At 63.8% G+C, this 22,852-nt stretch carries 12 protein-coding genes and 2 tRNA genes; 7 read left to right on the top strand and 7 right to left on the bottom strand.

The features are described from left to right. Positions 1 to 1,167 precede the first annotated feature (1,167 nt). Positions 1,168 to 1,256, bottom strand: a tRNA-Ser gene (locus LQ788_RS17290). Between the two features lie 705 nt (positions 1,257 to 1,961). Between LQ788_RS17290 and LQ788_RS17295 the strand changes: the two genes are divergently transcribed. After that, a complete protein-coding gene (locus tag LQ788_RS17295; protein ID WP_231443117.1) occupies positions 1,962 to 3,827 on the top strand; it encodes an LCP family protein in 1,866 nt (621 codons plus the stop codon). Further along, positions 3,824 to 6,175 (top strand): FAD/NAD(P)-binding protein, encoded by a 2,352-nt coding sequence (locus tag LQ788_RS17300; RefSeq protein WP_231443119.1) that lies wholly within the window; start codon positions 3,824 to 3,826, stop codon positions 6,173 to 6,175. The genes LQ788_RS17295 and LQ788_RS17300 overlap by 4 nt, the downstream gene beginning before the upstream one ends. Before the next feature lie 73 nt (positions 6,176 to 6,248). On the opposite strand, the gene LQ788_RS17305 is transcribed toward LQ788_RS17300, so the two are convergent. Beyond that, the gene (locus tag LQ788_RS17305; RefSeq protein WP_231443121.1) at positions 6,249 to 8,657 is read right to left on the bottom strand and encodes a YhgE/Pip domain-containing protein; all 2,409 of its coding nucleotides are present in this window, start codon (positions 8,655 to 8,657) and stop codon (positions 6,249 to 6,251) included. Beyond that, entirely contained in the window at positions 8,654 to 11,515 is a 2,862-nt protein-coding gene (locus tag LQ788_RS17310; RefSeq protein WP_231443123.1) for an MMPL family transporter, read from the bottom strand. Before LQ788_RS17310 ends, LQ788_RS17305 begins: the two co-directional genes overlap by 4 nt. 205 nt (positions 11,516 to 11,720) lie before the next feature. Here LQ788_RS17310 and LQ788_RS17315 point away from each other — a divergent pair, with 205 nt between their 5' ends. Both LQ788_RS17315 and LQ788_RS17320 read left to right on the top strand, forming a co-directional pair. Continuing rightward, entirely contained in the window at positions 11,721 to 12,368 is a 648-nt protein-coding gene (locus LQ788_RS17315) for a TetR/AcrR family transcriptional regulator (protein ID WP_231443125.1), read from the top strand. A gap of 89 nt (positions 12,369 to 12,457) precedes the next feature. Continuing rightward, the gene (locus LQ788_RS17320; RefSeq protein WP_231443128.1) at positions 12,458 to 13,471 is read left to right on the top strand and encodes a hypothetical protein; all 1,014 of its coding nucleotides are present in this window, start codon (positions 12,458 to 12,460) and stop codon (positions 13,469 to 13,471) included. A 10-nt stretch (positions 13,472 to 13,481) separates the two neighbouring features. Here the strand turns inward: LQ788_RS17320 and LQ788_RS17325 are convergent, their stop codons facing one another. Both LQ788_RS17325 and LQ788_RS17330 read right to left on the bottom strand, forming a co-directional pair. After that, positions 13,482 to 14,636 (bottom strand): C45 family autoproteolytic acyltransferase/hydolase, encoded by a 1,155-nt coding sequence (locus LQ788_RS17325; RefSeq protein ID WP_231443130.1) that lies wholly within the window; start codon positions 14,634 to 14,636, stop codon positions 13,482 to 13,484. A 34-nt stretch (positions 14,637 to 14,670) separates the two neighbouring features. Beyond that, positions 14,671 to 15,753, bottom strand: a complete 1,083-nt coding sequence (locus LQ788_RS17330; RefSeq protein ID WP_231443132.1) for an MBL fold metallo-hydrolase — start codon at positions 15,751 to 15,753, stop codon at positions 14,671 to 14,673. Positions 15,754 to 16,121: 368 nt separating this feature from the next. Between LQ788_RS17330 and LQ788_RS17335 the strand changes: the two genes are divergently transcribed. Next, positions 16,122 to 17,531: an APC family permease gene (locus LQ788_RS17335; RefSeq protein ID WP_231443134.1), complete on the top strand. Its 1,410-nt coding sequence runs from the start codon at positions 16,122 to 16,124 to the stop codon at positions 17,529 to 17,531. A gap of 66 nt (positions 17,532 to 17,597) precedes the next feature. On the opposite strand, the gene LQ788_RS17340 is transcribed toward LQ788_RS17335, so the two are convergent. Both LQ788_RS17340 and LQ788_RS17345 read right to left on the bottom strand, forming a co-directional pair. Next, positions 17,598 to 17,682 (bottom strand) — tRNA-Ser (locus tag LQ788_RS17340). Positions 17,683 to 17,784: 102 nt separating this feature from the next. Next, positions 17,785 to 20,103 (bottom strand): maltokinase N-terminal cap-like domain-containing protein, encoded by a 2,319-nt coding sequence (locus LQ788_RS17345; RefSeq protein ID WP_231443135.1) that lies wholly within the window; start codon positions 20,101 to 20,103, stop codon positions 17,785 to 17,787. Between the two features lie 214 nt (positions 20,104 to 20,317). Between LQ788_RS17345 and ilvA the strand changes: the two genes are divergently transcribed. Together ilvA and LQ788_RS17355 are read left to right on the top strand one after the other, a co-directional pair. Then, on the top strand, positions 20,318 to 21,604 hold the full coding sequence (ilvA, locus tag LQ788_RS17350; protein WP_069600956.1) for a threonine ammonia-lyase IlvA: 1,287 nt from the start codon (positions 20,318 to 20,320) through the stop codon (positions 21,602 to 21,604). A gap of 166 nt (positions 21,605 to 21,770) precedes the next feature. Continuing rightward, the gene (locus tag LQ788_RS17355; RefSeq protein WP_231443137.1) at positions 21,771 to 22,799 is read left to right on the top strand and encodes an NAD(P)H-quinone oxidoreductase; all 1,029 of its coding nucleotides are present in this window, start codon (positions 21,771 to 21,773) and stop codon (positions 22,797 to 22,799) included. The last annotated feature ends 53 nt before the right edge of the window (positions 22,800 to 22,852 follow it).

Below are 22,852 nucleotides of genomic sequence, written 5' to 3' on the forward strand. Positions count from 1 at the left end.
GGGCGACTACCCGCGTCTCGAACGAGCTCGGGTTGTGCACTGAGGTTCTGCGGGACTCGGCGCGTAAACATAAGCACTCGGGTCGTTCCATGTCGGCAGAGTCTGTCGACCTAGAGGCTGAGGACCGCCGGCTACGTACCGAGTTGGCTGAAGGAGCGGCCTCCCTTCCACAGGTGTCAGACTCTGCGGAGTTCGTGTTCGGATAGACCTGGTCGTCCGATCTTTGCCATGGTTGTCTCTTGTCTAGCAGAGTGCTGCACGCACGGTTTAAGTCTAAATCGGCTTTCCGCGCGGCGGAGCTCAACCGTCGGTCAAAGACGGGGCACTTCCCTCCTGCGGGGGCATCGTCGCCTTCATCGACGCGAACAAACACGATTTTGGACTCGAGCCAATCGCGCGCGCCCGGTCCGGGACTGCTGCCCATATTGCTGCAATCCCGTATTGCGCGTTCAGGAAACTCGTGCCCTCAGCGCGGGCCCTTTGGGACCGGAGACTCTTGGTCGTCACCAAGGATGTCGATGAGGCGAACTACTCATGTTGCGGGGTACGCAAGATGTGGAAGGCGAGCAACCCTGAGCACGGGGACAAGTTCGGCAAAATCGCACGGTACACCGTCGAGTGGTTGATGCGCCAGCTGGGCATGGACGGGACCCGGCGGAGGCGGAAGCGTCCGAAGACGGCCGCAGTCAGGACCGAGGAATGCCCGGATGACCTCGTCGAACGCGAGCTCTCAGCCCAGGCGTGTCCATCGCGAAGACCACGAACGCCCTGGAAGTCGGCCCGAACGAGGCTATCAAGGACTTCCTACGGCTTCACAGGGGACTGCCGGTCGATCATGCCAGGCTGGGAGTCGATTGGCTGCTATACCTCCAGGCGGAGGCGGCGAGGAATCGGTCAGAATTCGTCACCAGTCAGGCGTGGGAGAAGTAACCCGCACGCAGGGTCACGGTGTCGAATTCTGGTCATCGAGAGACAACGTCTCTGTATGGGACCTCGTTCAGCGTCGAGGACGATGCCGGATCCAGCGAAGATGAGGCGGACGATCACGGTGAAATCATCCGGGACAGTCCGTGGGACACGCCCTGCCCATACACACATTCTGGCCTCTACCACAGAAACCCCTGTCCGCCCAGTGTTCTACTGGTCAGACAGGGGTTTCGCACAACGCGGAGTCGGAGGGATTTGAACCCTCGGTCCCCAGTTCAAGGGACTTCACCTTAGCAGGGTGACGCTTTCGGCCGCTCAGCCACGACTCCAATTACCGACTCGATGCCACTCTGCGAAGAGAGCGTCGAATCTGCAGTTTGCACTACGGGGAACAGCCTATGCGAAACCAATGGCGAAGAGCAAAATGTGCGGTCAAAGAGTGGCCTTGATCATAATCATCTCAGGGGTGGATCGCCGAATAGATGGGGTTGGCGACCGGGCTCCCATGCTCACGTACACGCGAATTCCAGCATTCATCAATGTACAAGCGTAAAATCGTCCTGAAGTGCTCTGCGGTTTGCTCTCTGACGGGTTCGGGAACGATGCTACGGAGGTGCCCCCTGCGCTGACATCGTTCACGATGCGCGCCGATGGCCAGCCTCGTGAGCAACGCATACAGCACGAGACGTAATTTTTGAGGAGTTAAGAACTTGCCAGAGATTCCCCCTGACAAGCACGGGCCGAATGGGAACGACCCCAATTCACGCCCAGCTGGTCATCGGCTCCGCGCTTCTTCTCGTCCTCGATTCCGCGGTGATGCCACAGCCAGCGACGATGGTTCCAATTCGCTCCGCCCGACCTCGCAGCCACAGACGCCGTCGCAGTCACAGTCGCGAGCTCAGTCGCAGCCACCCCGGACGCCCGCACAGTCTCAGAACACGTCCTCAGCACAGAACCAGTCGAATTCTCAGCAGAACCAGTCGAAGGCACCGACGCCTCGACCGGTAGCACCACGCACCCGCCGCGAAGCACGGATGCTTCGCGCCGCCGGGGCCAGCAGCGCCTCTGCAGCAGGTGTGGCATCGGCCGCCCGCGCACACGACGACAATGCCCGAGACCACAGCTCCTCCACGCAGGAGCAGTCCTCCGGCTCACCATCGACCCCCACGGCCGGGGCTGGCAGGCCCACCGGCACACGGAACAATCGCCCCACCTCGGCGAGGGAATCAGCATATGACTCCAGCCACGAAACGGGCGCACCTCAGAGACGCAGGGACCGCCGAGCGGTTGAGGCTGCAGCCACGGACGAAACTTCGCGCGCACGTCGTCACTCCTCACGAGTCGGAGAAGCCTTCCCCAGCCTTGTCGGCTGGACCTCACTGAGCACGCTGCTCCCCGGCATCGGGCTGCTGCGTACTCGTTTCCGGCCCCTGGGCATCATCCTGCTCGGCGGATTCGTCCTCACCTTCCTCATCGCTCTCCTCTACGTCCTCATCAAGGGACCGATCCGCGCGTTCGGCACTGTCGTCTCCAGCCCGACGATGTTGACCTTCCTCGCAATCGTCCTCGCCGTCATCGGCGTGATCTGGATCCTCGTGATCGTGATCTCCCACTTCGGGCTGCGCAAAGGGCACCGCTATGCCTCGTGGCAGAACAAATTGGCCGGTGTACTCGTCGTCTCCTTGGCGCTCATCGTCGGCATTCCCTTCGGCGTCGGCTCGGTCTATTCCCGAGTCCAGGGCGACACGGTCTCGAGCCTGTTCGGCGACAGCACAGGGCACTCCAAGAGCGCCGAAGACCTGTGGGCCGACAAGCCCTACATCAACGTCTTTCTCATGGGCCGCGACAACGGCGATGACCGTGAGGGCACACGGCCCGACACCATGCTCGTCGCCTCCATCGACACGAAGACGGGCAACACCGCCCTGATCTCGGTGCCGCGTAACCTCGCGTTCCCGATCTTCCCCGAAGGCAGCGAACTGGAAGAGACTTGGCCCGACGGGTTCCGGCCCACGGGCCAAGCCTCCGTCGACCTCATCAACTCCGTTTGGCAGTGGGGCGAGGAGAACAAGGACACCATCGGCGACACCCATGGCCTGGAGCCGGGCATGTTCACGACGATGCAGGCTGTCGAGGGCTCGCTGGGCCTCAACCTCGACTACTGGGCTGCGGTCGACATGGCCGGATTCGAAGACGTCGTCGATGCCATCGGCGGTGTGAAGATCGACGTTGAACGTCCCATCCCGATGGGCGGCGGCAAGTCGATGTCCGGAGTCGCCAACGAGATCTACGGCTGGGTCGACCCGGGTCCGCAGACGCTCAAGGGCAAGGACGCACTCTGGTACGTCCGGTCGCGTGAAGGCAGCGACAACTACGACCGCATGTGCCGTCAGCAGCGCATGATCAAAACGACGCTCGATCAGATCGATCCCCGCGAACTCGCGACGGCGTATCCGAAACTCGCGAACTCAGCGACTCAGAACATCGCCACCTCGATCCCGCAGAACGAGGTCCCGGCCTTCATCGAACTCGCTGTCGCCATGCAGAAGGGCGACGTGTCAACGGTGCAGATCAACAACGACGTCACTCCGACCTACGACCCCGACTTCGACGTCCTCCACAAGTGGATCCTCGGCGAGGTCAAGGGCGCGTCCGATGGTGAAGAGACCGCGAAGCCGACGAACAAGCCGACCACCGAAGAGAAGAAGGACACCGCCGAGGACACACCTTCGGAGGAGGCACCTGCCGAGGACCAGCCCGCCGAAGAAGAGGGCGGCGAGCCCACCGAGACCACGAAGCCCGGCGAGCCAAACGCCGAGGGCAAGTGCTACCCGAAGGGCTTCAAGCCCGGCGACGACTTCCCCGGCTATCCAGGCCCGGGAGCCGGAGATGAAGGGTGACGACTTCTTCACCATGGCCGGAAACCAGCAGCTCAACTGACACGAGTGCCTCGGGCGCCGAGAGCCTCAACGCGCAGTCCCACTCGGTCGCGATCATCGGCGCTGGACCGCGCGGACTCTCGGTCCTCGAGAGGCTCGTCGCCCTCGCCGCCGAACGGTTCTCGAGCGCCGACGGTGACGGTGCTGATTCTGGTTCTGGTCCTGTCGCCGGGGCTGGAGACGGCAGCCCGCCGACGATCGTCATCCACCTCATCGATCCCTATCCTCCGGGTGCGGGCATCGTCTGGCGCACGGATCAGCCCGAGACGCTGCTGATGAACACGACGATCGCCGAGCAGACGATCTTCCCCGATTCCAGCTGTTCCTTCGTCTCCTCTGAGCCTGTTGCGGACTCCCCCACCTCCGACGACGAGTCCGATCGATTCGGCCCCGATATGGCGCAGTGGTATCGCGACATCGGCGGAACGGATCCCGTCGACGCGACGTTCCCCAGCCGGACCCTCTACGGCCGCTATCTGCGTGAGGCCTACGCCCGCATCCGCGACATGGCACCCGACTTCATCGAGATCGTCGAGCACCCCACGAAGGTCGAATCCCTCATCGATCTCCCGCCGGTCGAACCACTGGGATACACGTCCACGGATCCCGAGAGTGTGCCGCCGCAGCTGGTTCGCTGTGAGGATGGAACCACCATCATCGCCCCCGCCGTCGTCCTCGCCGTCGGCCACATCCCCAGTGCGCAGACCGAGGAACGAGCCAGGCTCGCGGCCTTCGCGCAGCGCTCCGGTGGGCTCTACATCCCGCAGGGTCTGCCTGCCGAGGCTCCCGTCGCCGAGGTGGCCCCTGGCAACCGTGTCATCGTCCGTGGCATGGGCCTGAACTACTTCGACCTGCAGACGTTGTTCACGCACGAACGTGGAGGCCGTTTCGATCCAGATCCCGACATCGCGGGCGAGCTCCGCTATGTGCGCAGCGGTGAGGAACCTCGACTGCTGCTCGGCTCCCGCCGCGGAGTCCCCTACCGCAGCAAACCCATCTGCCAGGCCCACCCGCGATCGCCGTGGCCGCTGCGCTACTTCACCCGGGAGAATATTGCGCTGCTGGCCGGTCTCGACGACCTCGACGGCGATCGCAAAGCCGGTGCACGCTTCAACGACCAGCTGTGGCCGCTGATCCTCGCTGACCTTCGTCTCGCCTACTACAGCACCCTGTCCCGGATCCGTCCCGAGGCGTTCGCCGGTGATCCAGGTCAGCTGCGTGAGGCCATCGCCGAGGCGGTGTCCCGACACCTGACCAGGCGCACCTGGCAGGAGACCCACCCGGAGACGCGCGAGACGCGTGCTGGTGGCGGGACTTCCACATCCACGGGCGCTGCCGAGTCCCGAGAGCACGAAGCCGCCGAGGCTGCACGGCAGGGTCGTGTCACACGTGAGGCCTTCGCATGGTCGGAGATCGAGGAGAGCCTCGTCCCCGATCCCGCCCACCGCATGTCACTGCACGCGCTGCTCAATCCGCTCGAAGGTCGAGAGTTCGACAGCAGAGGCCCCCGGGAGGCCAATTCCCTGCACGAGTGGATGCTCGACTTCCTCCGCGACGACCTCCACGATTCTCTGGCCGGGCCAGAGGGCAGCGCTGAGAAGTCGCTGTTCACCGTGCTCTGGCAGTCTCGTCTGCTGCTCAAAGAGCTCATCGTGGCCGGTCACATCGACCGCGTCAGCATCGACATGGAGATCTGCGGCTGGTTCGAGAGCTTCGTCTCCGGAATCTGCGACGGTCCTCCCCCGCAGCGCATCGCCGAGCTTCTCGCCCTGGCCGAAGCCGGCCTGGTCGAGTTCATCGGCCCCGACATGCGCATCGAAGCGAGTCCCGATGTCTCTGCACCTGCGGACGGGGATGCAACACCTGCAACCGAGACGGGCAGTGCACCGGCTTCCACGGTCGCCCTAACAGCGACGGGGGATCCTTTGCCGCAGATCTTCACCGTCACCTCGGCGCAGGTAGCAGGCGAAATCACCGGCAGTGTGGTCGTCGATGCGGCTTCACCGACGAACGCGGTGTCCCGAGCAGCCGATGTGCTGGTGCACGGGATGGTCGAACGAGGTCAGCTCACACCCGCACGTCTGACCTTGGACGATGGTCGCGAGAAGTTCCTCAACGGGCTCGCGCTCACCTCGCGGCCCTACCGCACGATCGATGTGGAGGGCGCTGTGCACCCCCGCCGTTTCGCGCTGTCCATTCAGCTCTCCTCGGTCCAATGGGGGCTGGCGATCGCGGCGAACCCCAACACGAACGCCGCGACGCTCAACGACTCCCACGCCGCGGCAGCAGCGATCCTCGACCTGATCTGAGGGTTCCGCAGGTCGCGGTGCGTGAGAGGGTCTTCCTCCCCACACGACGGCACCCGCTCAGCGAGACTCTCCCCTAAGCGTCGGCCATTTCGAGGGCGGCTTCGGGCTTCGTGGTCCGGGCCCGCACGATCGCGAGCAGGGACATCACGACTCCGATGATCGCCCAGGCCAGCAGGCCGCCATAGGCAGCGGCCACGCCCGTGGTGCCAGCGGTGATCGCAGCGAAGCCGTTCATCGCCGGCGTCAGCGGCAGAATCGGGGCGAGGAAGTCGAAGAAGCCGGGCACCGCGCCGATCGTTCGGCCGGCAACTGCTAGGACAACAGCGATCACCGACAGGAACCTGCCCACGCCGCCGAACCACGCCACCAGAGCGAAGTTGAGCACCATGAACACGAGCGCTGAGACGAACGTCAGCACCGCGATGTCGAAGCCTTGGACGGCATCGATGTCGAGCACGCTCACCGCCAGGATCGACAGCACCAGGGCCTGCAGCAGTCCCACGACCACACCGGGAACCAATCCACGCAGCCAGACAGCTACTGAGGACTTCGTCGACAGCAGGGTCGAGGCCGGGATCGGCTTGAGCACCGTGTAGGTGACGAGTCCGCCGACCCACAGGGCGAGCATGATGAGCAGCGCAAGCGTCGAGCCCTGCAGCACATCACCCGCGTCGGCGGAGTCCGGCGCCTTGATGTTCTGAGAGGCGACGGTGGAGAGCTTGTCACGTTCCGGGGCCGAATAGGAGGGGACCTCGTCCGCGCCCTTCTTCACCCCGTCGGCAAACTTTCCGACACCGTGCGAATACTTGTCTGTGCCCTCGGACAGAGTGTCCAGTCCGGCCGCCAGGTCAGAGGTGCCGGTGGCAGCGGTGGAGACACCGGTCGTGTACTGGTCGAGTCCGGTGGAGAACTCACCGAGTCCATCGGAGAGCTGTCCGGCACCGTCGTCGAGTTCGCTGGAGCCATCGGCGACCTTGGCGATTCCGTTGCTGAGCTCCGGCATACCGTCGGCGAGCTTCTGGTTTCCTTCGGCGACACCAGAGGCACCTTCGCGCAGACCCTTCGAGGCCTCGAGCAGCTTCGGAGCATTCTTCGAGATGTCCTCCATGCCCTTGGTCAGTTCGCCGAGGCCGTCCTCGAGTCCCTTGACGAACTTGCTCATGCCGTCGCTGAGTTCACCCGCACCGTCGGCGAGTTTGTCCGCGCCGCCGAGCAGCGACTCTCCGTCCTGCTTCTGCTCCAGACCGTCGACAGCACTGTTCAGGCCGCCCGAGGTGCCATTGAGCAGCCCCTGAGCGTAGGCCTTCTCAATGCCGGCGCAGACCTCATCCGGTGTGCCGACAGGGCACATCTGCGCCCGTGCCTGATCAGCCTCGTCCTGGGTCATCATGCCCGCCGACACCAGCGAATCGAGACCGGTCACGGTTCCGCTCTTGGCCAGCTGATCGGCCTGGTCGGCGCCTTCCTGGAGACCGTCACGGTACTGGCCGAGACCCGTTGACAGGCCTTCGGCACCCTCGGAGACTCCCTGGGCACCCTTGTCGAGATCTTTGCCGCCCTTGAGAAGATCGTCGATTCCGCCTTCGCCGGAGCCGGAGTCACCGGCACCGGCGAAGCCCTTGATGATCGCATCGATGGACTTCGTGTACTCGTCGACTCCCCCGGAGAGTTCTCCGGCACCGTCGGCCAGCTTCTGCGTGCTGTCTGGCAGGTCCGCCGTCGACTTCTTCATGTCCTGGAGACCGCCCGAGAGCTCAGAGGTGCCCTTCGACAGTTCGCCAGCCCCCTTGGACAGGTCTCCGGCGCCCTTGCTCAGCTCGGATCCCGAGGAGTCGAGCTTGTCCATACCGGCGGAGAGCTCACCGGCACCGCTCGCGGATTTCTCCGTGCCCTTCGCCAGTTCCTCGCCACCCTCGTCGAGTTCACCGGCGGCGTCTCCGAGATCCTTCATCTGATCACCCATGTCGTTGAAGCCGACATAGATGTTGTCGAGGTAGGTCTCGGTCATCTGCGTATTGAAGGTTGTCCGTGCCACTCCGGCAACGGACTGCGCGATCTGTGTGTCGGCGGCGGGAGCGACTCCGGAGACGTCGACGTCGAGCTGCGTCTGAGTCGCGGACTTAGCGTCGCTGACCGAGGTCACAGCCCGGGAGAAGCCCTCGGGAATGGTCAGGGTCGCAGCATAGGTCCCATCCGACATGCCCTTCTCGGCATCGTCCTCATCGGTGATGACCCAATGGATGTTCTTGTTCTCTTCACCCACAAGCCCGCTGGTCAGCTGCCGGCCGATCGGCACGGTCTCACCGTCCACCTCGGCGCCGTCATCGTTGTTGACGATCGCGGCCTCGATCGTGTCGAGGCGGTCGGTGCTGTTGTACGTGGCCAGAATGAATCCAGCGGCCACGATGATCGGAATGAGCACCAGGCCGAAGAGGGACAGCCAGGTCACGGGCCGTTTCGAGTTCGCACGTTCGAGTCTCACGACTGCACGCCTTCCATTTCGCTGCGACCGGCCGCGTGGGCTTGCACGCCGCCGTTGTCATTGTCGGTTCCACGCGCGACCTCGGGCTTGGCCTCATCGAGGTCGAGGTGGAAATAGTTCGTGTTCGGGGACAGGATCCCCGTGATGTCGCCGCCGGGCAGACCCAGCACGATTGCCGTGCCCTCGGCCTGCAGATCAAAGAGAAGATCGCGAACGTCCCGGCCGCTCTCACCTGCCAGTGCACCTGCTTCGCTGATGATGAGCAGGTCCGGCGCCGAGGTGCGCAGCTGTGAGAGCTCGCGCGCCCCTGGCATCGTCCCCGGCCCGTTCCTATCGAGGTCGAAGTACGGGACACGACGACGCACCCGTCCGGCATGTTCGGGCAGGACCATGTCTCCGATCTTCATCTCACCGGCGGTCAGTCCGACGCGACCGGAGAGAGCGAGCAGAAGTGCCTTGCGAGCTTGGCCGCTGGCGACGAGGATCTGGCCCGGTGAGAGCGAGATGTCGACCTGGGCGAATCCGCGTCGGCCCGAGCGGACGGCGATGCCGCGGCCATAGATCCGGTAGTTCGAGTCGGGCTCCGGCCAGTCACGCAGAGCCACCTCGTGGGCCAGGCCCTCTCCTTCGACGTCGAGCCTGGGCAGGATGCGGTCGAGCCATTTCGGCAGCCACCAGGCCTTGTCACCGAGCATCTGCATGATGGCAGGCACCAAGGACATGCGCACCAGGAAGGCATCGACGAAGATGCCCGAAGCCAGGGCGAGCGCGATGGACTTGATGATCGGCTCACCCGCGGGAACGAAGGCGGCGAAAACGGAGAACATGATGATCGCCGCGGCCGAGACCACTCGGGCAGACGAGGCGAAGCCAGCCTTGATCGCGCCCCTGGCACTCGACCCGTGGACGTATGCCTCGCGCATTCCGGAGACGAGGAACACCTCGTAGTCCATGGCCAAGCCGAACAGGATGCCCATGACGATGATCGGCAGGAAGCTGATCACCGGCCCGGTCGAATCGATGCCCATCGCTGATGCGAAGAGTCCGTCGTGGAAGACGAGGACCACGGTGCCGAAGGAGGCGAAGACGGACAGGAGGAAACCGCCGGTGGCCTTGATCGGCACCCAGATCGAACGGAAGACCATCATGAGCAGGATGATCGAGAGGCCGACGACGAAGATGCCGAAGGGCACCAGCGCCTTGCCGAGCTGATCGGAGACGTCGATCTGGATCGCCGTGGCACCGGTGACCGCTGTTTCGAAGCCGTCCTCGTCCTCGATGTCGGCGCTCAGATCACGAAGGCGGTCGACGGTGTCGAGAGTCGCCGGATCTTCGGAGCTGGTGGTCGGGATGATCTGGAACAGGGCTGTCGTCGCGTCCCGGTTCGGGGTGGCGAGGATGACCTGGTCGACGCCTTCGACGTCTTCGATCTCGCTCTCGATCTTCTCGACATCGTCGAGGGGGTCATCGGAGGTCACGATCTCACTCGTCATGACCAGCGGTCCGTTGAAGCCGGGACCGAAGTGCTCGTCGATGAGGTCATAACTCGTGCGGGCAGGGGTGCCCTCCTCCTGGCTGCCTGCAGTGGGCAGGGAGAGTTGGAGGTTCGAGGCGGGGATTGCGAACAACGCGAGTCCGCCGACGATGATGACGACTGTCAGCAGCGGTATCTTCGTCACCACGTGCAGCCAGCCGGCGAAGAACTTGTTCATGATCGTCTTCGGGTACGGTTCACCGGCCTCAGCCTCCGCCTCGGCGGCAATCGCCGACCGGGAGACGGAGTCGTCGGCCTTCTTCTGCGCGCTCGCGAACGCCCGGCGGTAGCGCTTCGTCGGCTTGGGGGTGATCTTGTCCTTGACGAGCCCCAGCAGCGCGGGAACCATCGTCAGGGAGATGAGCACGGCGACGACGACGGAACCGGAGGCACCGATGCCCATCACGGTGAGGAATGGGATGCCGGCCAGAGACAGGCCCAGCAGCGCGATCATCACGGTCATACCCGCGAAGACGACGGCCGATCCGGCGGTGGCGACGGCACGCCCGGCGGCTTCGAGCGGGTCATGCCCCTCGGCCAGGAGCGCCCGGGCTCTGGAGACGATGAACAGTGCGTAGTCGATGCCGACCGCCAGGCCCAACATCAGCGCCAACATGATCGATGAGGAGTTGACTGCGCCGAAGGCCGTGGATCCCACGACCAGGAGAACGGAGATGCCGACACCGATGAGCGCAGTGATCAGCGGCATGCCAGCGGCGCGGAAGGAACCGAGGGTGAGCAGCAGGACGATGAAGGCGATGACGACGCCGATGCCTTCTACCCAGGAGATCTCCACGCCGGTGATCTGGAAGAGCTGGCCTCCGCCTTCGACCTGGGAGCCATCGGGCAGGGCCTCGCGGAGGGGATCCAGTTCGTCGAGAAGCTGGTCCGGGGCCGCTTCGCCGACCTCCTGCTGGGTGCCGTCGTACTGGACGGAGATCATCGCAGCGGAGTCGTCTTCGCTGACTGCGCCTTTGACCATCTTGTCGAACGGCGAGGTCACAGCGTCGACGTGAGGGAGGTCTTCGAGCCGATCGACTTCCTTCTCGATCTCATCCTTGTACGTGGAGTCCGTGACCGCGTCGCCGTCGGCGGCGACGACGATGACGGAGGCGCCCACTCCTGAGGCTTCGGGGAAGGTCGTCTCCATCGAATCGAGTGCAACCTGGGCTTCGGACCCTGGAAGGGTGAAGTCGTTGTCGAAGTCCTTCGCGAAGGCCGCGACACCGGCACCGACGAGTCCGAAGATCACGAACCACAGAGCGATGTAACGGAAAGGAGCGCGGTAGGCACGACGACCCAGAGCGTACAGGAATGTTGACACGAAGACCTCGATACAAAAGTGTATTGGATACAGTATTGTATTGTTGTTGACTCAGTGCCCTCAGCGCAAATGCATCACGAGTTTCGTGAAGATTCTCATCGGATGCCCAGGCCGACTATGATGCGCACGGGCCGACACAGCACAGCCCGCGCGACAGCAGCACCGCCGCACCAGCACCGCGACCACCCCGACGATGAAATGTTCGATGAATACAGGCAAACTCAGCGCCCGCAGACGCCACACCCGATCCACCTTGGTGGAGGCGGGCATGTCCGTCTTCGCACACAAAGGCATCGATGGGGCTTCGATCGAGGAGATCTGCGAGGCCGCGGGGTTCACTCGCGGCGCGTTCTACTCGAACTTCTCCAGCCGCGACGATCTGGTTCTGGCCACGATCGAACAGCACACCTCTCGCGACCTCGACATGCTCGATGCCGCCATCGAACGGTGGCGCGACCGCCTCAACTCCAGTCGGCCCGAGGACATCGAAGACTTCCTCACGGAGTTCATCGACGACACCTTCAGTCAGAAGAAGTCCACCGCCGCCGAGGTGATCGCTGAACAGGAGATCCAGCTGTACTGCCTGCGCACACCTGAGCTCTACCCCAGATACGCGGAGCTGAGCTCGTTCCAGGTCCAGCGGATCCAGTCGCTGATCGAGAACGCCATCGGCTTCGCGAAAGCCGCCTCGACGATTCCGCTCAAGGACCTCATCGAGGCGCTCACCGCCGTCCACACGCAATCCTCTCTGCGCGCGGCCGCAGGGAAGGATCTGCGAGAGGTCGTCGAGATCGATTCGACGCAGATGGTGCGCATCCTCAGCCGACTGCTCGACTTCTCGCAGAAGCCCTGAACGGCCCGGACTCCCGGCAGTCCGGACTCCCGACTTCCTGGACCTATAGTCAGTCCCAGGACCGACCGCTAGGCATTAAGGTGGTTGGCGTGAATGAACTACAGCGCGAATATTACGCCTTCATCAACAACATGGATGTCCGCCTCGGCGCGTTCGTCCTCGCCGACCTGCCCGAGACCTTCGACAAGGAAGACGGGGAGACGGTGAAGTTCCCCAAGGACTTCGGTCCCAAGTCTCTGCCGATGCTCGAACTCTTCGTCCTCTCTCGTTTCCACTCTCCCGACGAGGTGCTCGACCCGGAGAATCGCAGGTTCGTCGAGGGCCTCATCCGCTACCTCGGCGAGACCTATCTCCGTGCGGTCGGTGGAGCCTGGGACCATGACGAAGAGACCGGGAACGGGATGCCGTTCATTCGTCCGGATACCGAGGAAGGGCCGCTGAAGGGCGAGCCCATTCCGATCTTGGCGATCATCCTCGCCGCGGTTGACGCCCGCACTGCTGAGGTGTTCACGGCCGTCCTGAGCAAGGCTCGCGAGAACCTCGGTGGTGACGGTGAGCCGAAGCGCAGCTGCACCGGTCTGGCGATGGGGATGCTCACGGCCGAGAACTCCAGCGAGGAAGAGGTCGAGTTCCTCTCCCGCTTCATCGGCACGGTGGAACCGGGCATCGCCGCCTGGACCCAGGAGCAGGCCGATCCGTCCTCGTGGGAGTTCGGGCGCGAGGCACTGGTGCGGTTGGGCAAGCAGCTCAAGGCCCGCTACGACTCGCGTGACGAGATGATGACCGAGGGCGAGACCGAGTTCGTCGCCGGGGCCATGCGCTTCATCGGTGAGACGATTCGGCGCATCGGCTTCGGACAGTGGCGCTACGGTGCCGATCTCGAGGCCGATGACCCCCGCAGCAGGCAGCCATTCGTCCGTTTCCGCGTCGGCGACCAGAACCTCGACATGGTGCCGTGGCGCTTGGCGCAGACTGCGCTCGAGGATGCGAACTCGATCGCCTCGGGTCTCGACACGATCACTACGATGCGCGAAGAGGAAGCCGCGAGCGAAGCGGCCGCCGAGGGCGCTCAGTCAGACGACGCCGAGTCGGACAGACCCTGACGCTTACACCTCAGAGCTGATAGCGACGGTTGCCCTGCATCCCGTCCGCCGGTGAACCCGGAGCCAGGTCGATCTGCTTGCGCTTCGGGTCGATCTGCACGGTGACCAGGGTCGCCGAGCGGTCTCCGTACGCGGCACCTGGATCCGGGGTGCAGGACACCGGCGCCTCGCCCGGACCGGTGGTCAGAATGTCGATGAGATCGGCTGCCGACCCGGGGCCATCGGATGCTCTCTCTTGCCTGGAGTAGTCCTCGAGTCGCTGCTCGAGGTGAGCGTGACGTGCCCGCGAGGTCGAGGTCGCATTGAGTTCGAGGCTGCCTGGGATGAGCTCGGGGTGCAGGAAGTGGTTCGTGTGCAGCAGGAATCCTGCACCGGCGTCAACGCCCGGAGTCGCACTCGGGGTTGGGCTCGAGGCCCCGGCTCGACGCTCACGCTTCTGGGCGTTGGCGATCTCGACCTGGACCACCTCGTCGGCGGTGACCACCGTGATGATCGACGATGATGTAGTGGGTGCCGAGTGGATGATCTCGAGCGCCTCGGCAAGAGTGCTCGCCGTTGACAGGACTCGATCGAGGATCATGTGGATGGGCACTCCCCCGGGACCGTCGCCCTCGTGCTTGAGGATGTTGAGCAGGACGCCGACACCGGCCTCGTTGAGTCCGATCTTGCCTGGCATCCCGTATTCGGCGATGCCCACGTGGCGCAGCTGCCCGGGCACGGCACCCACATCGTTGATGTGCCACAGTGTCGAGAAGTCGGCGGCCCAATCCCAGTTCTGCGCGGCCAGCGAGCTTCCGGGGCGGGTGAAGCTCACGGTCGAACACTCCGTCGCCGAGGCCGGCGCCAGGGTCATGATCTCTGTGCGGGCGATGACCTCCATGAGTTCCTCAACCGGGATCTCCGCACCCTGTGCCACGGCTGCCACCTCCTCGGCGGCTTCCGGGGACCAGGCCCGGAGACGTGCGAGGCTCGAGGCAGCCGCGGCACGGACATCCGCCTCGGCGATGGACAGAAAATCGAAGTAGCGCCGGTAGCCGGCGATCGCGGACTCGATGCCAGTGCGCAGCTCTCGCCCACGCTGGGTGCCACGCCGGAGGTGGTCGGAGGCTCGGACCGTGAAGGTCTCGGGCCTGACCTCGGCTGCGGGGACGTATTCGGTGCTCATTGTCGATTCCTTTTCTCGCGCGGGCCAGTTCGTCTCACGACTGTGGGACGAGCGGCCCCACTCCGACGTCGATGTCCAGATAGTGCATGTGAGCGGCAGTTTCGGCCAGGGCGGCGAACAGGTTGAAGTTGTGCAGGGAGTCGAATCCACGCGACCAGTGCAGGCCCTGGGCGATCGAGTAGACGCTGTGATCGTCGGTGGCGTCCATGCGTTCTGTGATCTCGTCCAGACGCTGCTGATGGTGCTCGACGAGTTCGCGTCGGCGATCGTGGAGGCCCTGGAAGCGGAAGCCGTGTGCGGGCAGGACCGCCACCTCGGCGTCGAGCTGTCCGATCTTGTCCAGGGAACCGAGATAGTCGCCGAGGCTGTGCGTGATCGCACCGCTGTCGAGTCCGATGTTCGGGGTGATCGTCGGGAGCACATGGTCACCGGAGAACAGCAGCTGGCCCTCGTCGCGAACGAACACCGAATGCCCGTAGGTGTGGCCCGGGGTCCACAGCGCCCGCAGCGATCCGGACTCCAGCGGCAGTTCGGAGCCGTCTTCGAGGATGTTCACGGTGTCGGGCATATTGCTCATCAGCAGTGCGAAGTCATTCTTCGATCCGGCCTCACCCTTGCCCTTCTTGCCGCCGACCTGGAGACTTTCGACCTCGTCCCAGCGGTCCTCGGGCACTCCGTAAGCGCGGGCAATATTGATGCTCGGGTCGACGCCGGTGCCCAGGTCCACGCTCTTGGAGAAGAACTTCTTGATCGAGCGCAGGTCCTCGCCGTGCATGGCGACCCACATGTCGGGGTTCTTGTGCAGCAGCGCCGGAACCAGCCCGATGTGGTCGCGGTGATAGTGGGTGATTGCGATCCCGTGGACGTTTGCGACGGTGAATCCCAGGGATCCCAGCGCCGAGGTGAGCGCCAGGTATTGGTCCTTGCCGTCCCAACCGGGATCGATGAGGATCAACCCGGAGCCGTCGGCGATGGCGTAGCAGTAGGTGTAGACGAGCGGATTGTTCGGGATCGGGACGGGAATCGCCCAGACGCCTTCGGCAACGTTCTCCACGTCGGGCAGGACTCTGTCCTTCCACGCCTTCGACTGTGCGGAGCTGAGTGATTCGATCGCCATTGTTCGCCGTTGCCTCTCTTCGTCGAGCATCATTGCCAATGCTGATCAACCTACTCTCTTTGCGCAATTGCTGAAAAGTCGTTCGATAGGCGGGACAGGGAGGAATGGTGGGCCAGCACCACTTCGGCGTCGGAATGGACACGAAGCCGTGCGTGAAGTGTCGACTGGAAATCAGCAACCTTGGCTACTGGATTCGTTGCGAACGTCGCGATGCAGGTGAAGTTATCGTTTCGTTTCGTGAGAATGATTGCGTTTTCGGTTGCACAAGGGATAGCATCTATGGCGCAGATCACTTCGGCTCCTGTGCTCAGACAGAGCCGAACGCGGTCGCAGAAACATCCGGCAATACTCATCGTGGAGGATTGATAATGGCCGCGTCTGGCTCACTGAAACGCAACCTCGGACTGTGGTCCATCGTCGGGCTCGGCCTTGGATATATGACGCCGACGGTGGTCTTCGATACGTTCGGAATAGTGTCGGATGAAACCAGCGGGGCGGTGCCGTCCGCCTATCTCATCGCTCTCATCGTCATGGTGTTCACGGCCTTCAGCTACGGCAAGATGGTCAAGGTCTTCCCCACTGCAGGCTCGGCCTATACGTACACGCGTGAGACCATGAGTCCCGGCCTCGGGTTCTTGGTCGGCTGGACCTCACTCATGGACTACCTGTTGCTGCCGATGGTCAACTGCCTCATCGCCCGCCTGTATATGGAGTCCCTGGTCCCCGACGCTCCGCCATGGGTGTGGGTGGTCCTCTACACCGTGATCATGACCGCCATTGTTGCCGTCTCCATGCGCGGAACAGCCAACCTCAACGGCGTTCTCCTGGTCTTCGCCGTCACCATGGTGACGCTCTTCTGCATCGTCGCCGTCGTCAACCTGACCAACGGCGATGGATCCGGAATCGTCTTCAGCGCCGAACCCTTCATGCACGAGGGCGTGCACATGTCCGCGCTGCTCACCGGCGCCACCGTCGTCTGCTTCTCATTCATCGGCTTCGACGCCGTGACGATGTACACCAACGAAGCCAAGCATGTGAACCTCATGCCCAAGGCGATTCTACTGACCGTCCTCGCCGGCGGCGCCATCTTCCTCGTCGCCAGCTACTTCGCCCAGCAGCTCTTCCCCGACAATTCGCAGTTCAACGTCGTCGATGATCCGCTGCCGGAGATCGGCCTCCTCACCGGCGGGCCCGTCTTCATGGGCTTCTTCCTCGCTGCGGCCTTCGCTGCCACAGTCGCCTCGGGTCTGGCCTCCCATGCCTCGGTCTCTCGCATGCTGCTGGTGATGGGACGCAACGGGGTGCTCCCGCGCAAGGCCTTCGGCTACATCCACCCGAAGACGCACACCCCGATGTTCAACATCTTCCTCGTCGGCGCGGTCTGCCTGTTGGCGATGTCGTTCAGCCTCGAGTTCATCTCCGCGCTGATCAACTTCGGGGCGCTCATCGCCTTCACCTTCGTCAACCTCACGGTCATCGCTCACTTCGCGTTCCGCACCAGGCAGGTCGTCGACGTCAAGTCAGCGTTCAACTACGTGGTGCTGCCAGCGATCGGCGCGATTCTCACCGGCATTCTGTGGGTGAGCCTGCACGAGACCGCCCTCATCGGCGGAGTGGTGTGGTTGGCCATCGGCGTCATCTATCTGGCCGTGCTCACCCGCGGCTTCAAACGGACAGTCCGCAGCTTCGACGACCCCGAGGCCGACGCCGAGATGTCCGAACCTGAGGCTGAACCAGAGGCGAAGTCCGAAGCCGAGGCCAAACCAGAGTCCATCTGAGAGTAGGGACGCGGAAAGCCCCCGCTCGCCATCGTTTTCACGATGCGAACGGGGGCTTTCACTTTGCGGAAGCGGTGGGATTCGAACCCACGGTACGTTGCCGCACAATGGTTTTCAAGACCATCTCCTTCGGCCGCTCGGACACGCTTCCAATGGTTCGCCATGAACCACGGCCTGCTCAGCGCGAAGCTGAGCCACAATAGTTTCTCATAAACCGATTGTCTTCTGCTAATCGATTCTCGAAGGACTCGAGTCAGTGCTTCCCCGTACTGGTGTCCTGCTCTGAAACATCGGTCGGCAGCTGCTCTGAAACATCGGTCGCGGACTTGTCGGAACCTTCAGGCTTCAGCTTCTCGTGCTTTCCCTCACTCACGATGTGACGACCTGTCGAATCCGAATCTTCCGCGGCGGCACCGCGTGCAGCGAAGGTCGCAGGCACGGGTGAGACGACGAATTCGTCTTCTTCGTCCTCGAACTCCTCTTCGGCCGAGTCAGCCAGTTCAGAGGGGCTCTGACGGCGAATCTTGCTCTGCCTGGAAGCACCGATCGAGGGCGCTGCCGGCTTCTGCTGGACTGCAGGGCGTGGCTGAGGCTCGGCGGGCTCTGCTTCGTCCACCTCCGAGGTGGTGTCGGCATCCGATGTGGTCTCGGCGTCGGCGAGAGCCTCGTCGGCTTCGACCACGACAGCAGGCTTCTCTGCTTCCTTCGTGTCAGAATCCTCAGCCTCAACCTCTGCTGTGGTGTCGGAGTCGGGCTCAGCCGAATCATCGGCGGCAACCGAGACGTCGGAAGCAACGTCGGCCGAAACGTCGGCGGCAGCCGCAGGGACGGGCGCAGCTGGCGAAACAGCCTCGGCCGAAGCGTCGGCCGACTCATCCACCTTGCCTGAAGCAGCTGCAGCGGTCGCGGGAACATTGACCTCAGCCTCGGCGGGGGTATCACCGGAACGGGCCGGCTTGCCCTTAAGCACGAGGGTCAGGGTCGACAGCGGAACCGAGAGCCAATTGGGTCGGTTGCGCAGCTCGGTGACGACCTCCACAAGGAGCCTGTCGATGAGGGCCGCGCGCAGAACCGGATCGCCGAGTCCCAGGGTCTCACCCCGGGCACGGGAGTACCCGCTCAGCAGCGAGTTCTGCACCTGCGAGGCCCACAGGAACTCCGGAGAGTCGTAGATGGTCCGCAGCGCGGACGCGTCATTGCCGAAGCCGTTGACGACGAGTCCGCCGTCTTCGGATTCGAGCTCGCCGGTCCGCTGCAGGCGAGCAAACCCAGCGGCATAGTCAATACTGCGCAGCAGGGCCACGAGGTCCAGTGCCACCGGCTTGGGGTCGGAGTTCGTTGAGTCCGTGAACTTCACGACCGAATAGCCGTCGGTCCCGGAACTCACCACGTGATCCAGTGTCAGCTCACCGTGGATCTTCTGCAGCACACCGACCGTCTCAAGTGATTGCAGCTTCGCACGGTGGGCACGCAGCTCGGGCACCAGGGAGTCCAGGGCCAGAGGGGCACGACCCAACGCCCAGTCGATGCGCTCGATCCACTTCTTGGCCAACTGCTTCGTCGGCTCTCCACGGCCTTCGACGATGCCGAATTCGGCGGCCATGTCGGAGTGGAGCTCACCGATGCGGCGACCCATCTCCGCGGCCTGAGCATTGTAGGCACCGATCGACCCCGAGTCGACGGCGCACACGATGTCCACGGCTTCGCGCCAAGCAGGTTCGGCGTCGACGTCGACGTGGGACAGCAGGGCCATCGGAGCTTCCATCTCGGTGACTTCGAACATGTCGTACCACCGGCCCGAGCCCCAGCCGATGACCTCGGGGACACTGCGGGAGCCCGCCTCGGTGAGCAGGACGGGAATCGTCAGCGATGACGGCATCCCGTTCTCCAGCACACGGAAGAAACTGAGCTCCATCGGCTCGTACTCGTCGTGGATGATGACCGTTGACTTGGAGGCACCTGCATCGGAGACCTCGATGGGTCGGATGTCGACGGGCAGCTCTTCACGGGTATCGGTGACCAGGGCAGCCTTCGATGGCTTCGGTGGAACCACCTCGGCGGGGGAACCGTTATAGGCAGTCGCTGATTGGGACGCAGCAATCTGCGCCGATGGCGAATGGGCGGGCAGAGCGTCCCGTGTCTCTGCCTTCTCCTGGCTGTGTCGCAGGGATTCGGTGCTCAGCTGGCCGCCGTCGAAGACCTTGCGCTTAGTGATCGCGTCGGCCATGAGGTTGACGAACACGGGGTCTGCCGCGCCGTCGTAGACGTAGACGTGACCCAGAGCCAGGTCATCGATCTGACCGATCAGCGACTTGCGCAGGTGCATGTCTTCGACTCCGCGCAGTGAGAGCGGAATGTTGAGCCGGCGCAGGGTCGGTCCGTCACCGACAGAGATCACGGTGACGAGGCCGGCGAAACCGCCGAGCTCCTCGGCCTTGTAGACGAAGGCGCGAGCCACCGACATCGGGGTGATATCGGGGTCGGTTCCGAAATCTGCGGCGAGCTTGGGAAACCACGACTGCCGAGGTATCCAGCTGGCTAACAGTTGCTCCAGCTCACTGCTGATGGCCATGTCGCCTCCTTGAAGGAATTACGGGCGTCTCCATCCAATCATGTTACGACCTTCGCGCTGTTCAGGGCGCACCCGAAATCATCAACTCAGCACCACTTTCCTTCCTTTCAGCGCACCGGCGGAGCACTGTCCCGGTACCGGTCAGCGGCCTGCCAAGTGTCCTTATCTCGGAACGACTTGCGCAAGGGCAAGACAGAAGGAGCACAATGGTGTCGTGTTGAAAACAGACGAATCACCCCAGCAGCAAACACTCGCGAACGAGGTCGAAGCGGCCGCGACGCGAATTGCCGACTCCGTGATTAAGTCTCCCCTGCAGATTTCGGAGCGGCTCTCCGCCGCCACCGGTTCCACCGTCTACCTCAAGCGTGAGGACCTGCAGATGGTGCGCTCGTACAAGATCCGGGGCGCCTTCAACTTCATGCTCCAGCTTGATGAGACCGAGCGTGCCCGCGGAGTCGTGTGCGCATCGGCGGGCAACCACGCCCAGGGCTTCGCCCGCGCGTGCAAGGAACTAGGCATCCAGGGCACCATCTTCGTCCCCAAGACCACGCCGAGGCAGAAGATCGAACGCGTGCGCCACTTCGGCGGCGACCGGGTGACCATCGAGATCTCCGGCTCCACCTATGACGATGCATCGGCACTGGCCCATCGGTACGCCGAACGCAATGACGCCCTCCTCGTCTCCGCCTTCGATGACCTGCGCACCATCGCCGGCCAGGGAACGGTGGCCGTGGAGATCGCCGCCCAGCTTGAGGCCGCCCCCGACTACATCATCGTGCCCGTCGGCGGCGGCGGAGTGATCTCCGGCATCGCCGCCTACGCGGCCGAGCACCTTCCCAACACCACCGTCATCGGCGCCGAACCCGCAGGAGCCGCCTCAATGATCGCGGCCCTCAAGGCCGGACGGCCGGTGACCTTGGAGAATATCGACCCCTTCGCCGACGGCACCGCAGTCAAACGCGCAGGCGCCCTGACCTACGACATCGTCTCCGAACTCAACGTCGATGTCCGCCCCGTCCCCGAAGGCTCCGTCGCCACGGAGATGCTCGACATGTACCAGGTCGACGGCATCATCGCCGAGCCTTCAGGTGCCATCGCCTCGGCGGCCATCGGGGCGCCAGGGACAGCCAAGCCGATCACCATCGAACCGGGTTCGACGGTCGTGTGCCTGGTCTCCGGCGGCAACAACGACATCTCCCGCTACCCCGAGATCCTCGAACGCTCACTCGTCCACGAGGGCCTCAAGCACTACTTCATCGTCGACTTCCCGCAGGAGCCCGGCGCTCTGCGTCGCTTCCTCAACGAGATCCTCGGGCCTGAGGACGACATCGCGATGTTCGAGTACGTCAAACGCTCCGACCGTGAGACCGGCCCTGCCTTCGTCGGCATCGAACTCGGCAATGCCGAGGACCTGCCGAACCTGCTCGAACGCATGGACGCCTCACAGATCGAGATCGAACGCGTGCACCAGAACTCACCGATGTTCCGTCTCTTCGCCTGAGGGCCTCGGCTGAGGCGCTTCGGCTGAGGGCCTCGGCTGAGGGCCTCGGCTGAGGCGCTTCGGCTGAGGGCCTCGAGCTGTTTGCCTGAAGGCCTCGAGACTCAGCGCTGTCTTGCAGCTCAAAGCGGCCCGGGTCGATCGTCGGGCAAACCACTAGAGTGGAATCATGCGAGCAATCACGATTTCTGAACCAGGTGGCCCTGACGTACTCCAGATCACCGAGGAGCCGACGCCGGACATCGCAGCCGACGAAGTCCTCGTCACCGTCCACGCTGCCGGCGTCAACCGCGCAGATCTTCTGCAGCGTCAGGGATTCTACGACCCACCGGCCGGTGCCACGCTGGTCCCGGGCCTCGAGGTCTCGGGAACGATCGCTGAGCTCGGCTCCGAGGTCACCGGATGGAAGGTCGGCGACCGTGTTGCGGCACTGCTCTCCGGCGGCGGTTACGCCGAGTCAGTGCCCGTCCCCGCAGGTCAGCTCCTGCCCGTTCCTGACAGCCTCGATCTCACCGAAGCTGCGGGCTTGCCCGAGGTTCTGTCGACAGTGCATTCCAACATCGTCGGCAACGCGAACATCCAGGCCGGGGAATGGCTGCTCGTCCACGGTGGCGGATCGGGCATCGGCACGGCCGCAATCCAGATCGCCAGGCACCTCGGCGTGAAGATCGTCGTCACCGTCGGATCTGAGCGCAAGGCCGAATTCTGCCGCGAGCTCGGTGCTGATGCCGTCATCAACTACCGCGAAGAGGACTTCGTCGAACGGGTCCACGAGATCTGCGTGCGCCCCGACGGGTCCACCGGCGCCGACGTCATCCTCGACATCATCGGTGCGAAGTATCTGAAGCCCAACGTCAAGGCCCTGGGCACCGATGGACGTCTCGTCATCATCGGCATGCAGGGCGGGGCGAAGGCCGAGCTGAGCATCGCCTCCCTCATGCAGCCGCGCAAGTCGGTGGCGGGAACGACGCTGCGAGCACGTCCCAAAGAACAGAAGATCGAGATCGTCGCCGAGGTGGCCGCCCAGTTGTGGCCGGCTGTCATCTCCGGTGACATCCGCCCGATCATCCATGAGACGATGCCCTTGTCCGAGGCCCCTAAGGCCCACACCGCGCTGGAAGAGGGCACGAGCATCGGGAAGGTGCTGCTCATCGCCGACGAGTCAGCACAGGCCGCGAAGTCAGCACAGAGCGTCTGAGCTTCGTTGAGGCTGGGGCCCAGCACGTCTGAGCCCCAGCGCAGGAGGAAGGT

Origin of the sequence: Brevibacterium zhoupengii (assembly GCF_021117425.1) — a bacterium.
In the GTDB taxonomy this organism is placed as follows: domain Bacteria; phylum Actinomycetota; class Actinomycetes; order Actinomycetales; family Brevibacteriaceae; genus Brevibacterium; species Brevibacterium zhoupengii.

Excerpts from the sequence above, each read along its gene's own strand:
- LQ788_RS17295 (WP_231443117.1), top strand. The coding sequence starts at position 1,962 with ATGCTTCGCGCCGCCGGGGCCAGCAGCGCCTCTGCAGCAGGTGTGGCA.
- LQ788_RS17315 (WP_231443125.1), top strand. The coding sequence starts at position 11,721 with ATGAATACAGGCAAACTCAGCGCCCGCAGACGCCACACCCGATCCACC.
- LQ788_RS17325 (WP_231443130.1), bottom strand. The coding sequence starts at position 14,636 with ATGAGCACCGAATACGTCCCCGCAGCCGAGGTCAGGCCCGAGACCTTC.
- LQ788_RS17330 (WP_231443132.1), bottom strand. The coding sequence starts at position 15,753 with ATGGCGATCGAATCACTCAGCTCCGCACAGTCGAAGGCGTGGAAGGAC.
- LQ788_RS17335 (WP_231443134.1), top strand. The coding sequence starts at position 16,122 with ATGGCCGCGTCTGGCTCACTGAAACGCAACCTCGGACTGTGGTCCATC.
- LQ788_RS17345 (WP_231443135.1), bottom strand. The coding sequence starts at position 20,103 with ATGGCCATCAGCAGTGAGCTGGAGCAACTGTTAGCCAGCTGGATACCT.
- LQ788_RS17355 (WP_231443137.1), top strand. The coding sequence starts at position 21,771 with ATGCGAGCAATCACGATTTCTGAACCAGGTGGCCCTGACGTACTCCAG.